1 protein-coding gene and 1 pseudogene are annotated in these 681 nt (G+C 71.8%); both read left to right on the top strand.

Features of this window, described 5'->3' with window-relative positions:
* Positions 1 to 183, top strand: a 183-nt coding sequence (locus ADL29_RS44455) for a hypothetical protein (protein WP_211274264.1), incomplete at its 5' end; no start/stop codon positions are given.
* Between the two features lie 18 nt (positions 184 to 201).
* Positions 202 to 681, top strand: a pseudogene (locus ADL29_RS07455) (hypothetical protein); the annotation flags it as partial.

The raw sequence follows: 681 nt of genomic DNA, 5'->3' as shown, positions 1-681 counted from the left end.
GTCTGGGGGCTGTCGCTCGCCCTCGGGGCCGCCGTGTCGGCCGTGTCGGCGGCGGCCCCCTACCTGGGCGGAGCCGTGGTTCTGGCGGTAGCCCTGGCGCTTCTGTGCCGCAAGAGGCCGGGAAGCGACACACTTTCGGTCAAGGTCGTCCAGAGCGTCGTCGTACAGAGCAAGAGGAAGTAGGTCCCCGCCATGCCGCACATGTCCCGTACCAAGGCCGCGACGTTGGGCCTGCTCGCCCCCGCCGCCCTGGCCCTCGGCATGTCCGCTGACACCTCGTTCCGGTTCCTCGGGGACGCACTGAACATCACCAACGACGTGGAGCGCGCTCTCCTGTGCGGGGTGGCCGAGGCGGCCATCGTGGCGCTCACGGTGTACGCGTGGGCCACCCGGACCAAGGGACCCGCGTATCTGGCCTACGCCGCCGTACTCGTGCAGGCCATCCCCGCTTTTCAGGTGTCCGGCGGGGTCGGCGGACCGGTCCGAGTGGTCCTCGGGCCCGTGCTCCTGGCCGTGATGCTCCACCTGCTCCTGGGTCTCGAACTGCGCATGTCCGGGGAGAAGTCGGACGGCCTGATCGGGGCCGCCCTGCGGGAGCTGCGGGAGCGGCTGACCGCCTCCCTGGGAATCGGCCGGCGGGGAGCCGACTCCGCGGCCATCGCCCGGAGCCGTGCCGCGGAC

It is taken from the genome of Streptomyces chattanoogensis (assembly GCF_001294335.1).
GTDB classification, from domain to species: Bacteria; Actinomycetota; Actinomycetes; order Streptomycetales; family Streptomycetaceae; genus Streptomyces; species Streptomyces chattanoogensis.
This window is presented reverse-complemented; position numbering and strand designations above follow the sequence as displayed.